The organism is Micrococcus sp. Mcc28 (genome assembly GCF_024519775.1).
Lineage (GTDB): Bacteria > Actinomycetota > Actinomycetes > Actinomycetales > Micrococcaceae > Micrococcus > Micrococcus luteus.
The window spans coordinates 1-325 of the sequence record NZ_JALJRH010000062.1; the positions used below are offsets into that span (position 1 = coordinate 1).

General features: G+C 48.3%; 1 protein-coding gene. It reads right to left on the reverse strand.

Features of this window, described 5'->3' with window-relative positions; translation table 11 throughout:
- Nucleotides 1-325: hypothetical protein (locus NR073_RS11460; protein WP_256748854.1), on the reverse strand; the 325-nt coding region annotated here is incomplete at both ends.

Consider the following 325-nt stretch of genomic DNA (forward strand, 5'->3'; position numbering starts at 1 on the left):
CGGCGTCATCCGGGCCCTCTTCCCCTTTTCTCTCTTCCCCTCCTCCTTCCCCCTTTTTCTTTCTCTTCTCTTTTCTCCTTCCTCCCCCTTCCTCCCCTTTCTTTCTCTCTCTTTTCTTCCTTCTTTTCTTCTTTCTTTTTCCCTCCTTCTTCCCCTTTCCCTCTCCTCCTCTTCTCTCCTCTCTTCCTTTCCTCCTTCCCCCCCTCCTCTCTTCTCTCTTTCTCTTTCTTTCTTTCTTCTTTCCTCTCTTCTCTTTCCCTTCCTTCCCCTTCTTTCCTTTCTTCTCTCCCCCTCTTCCTTTTTTCCCTCTCTTTCTTTTCTTTCC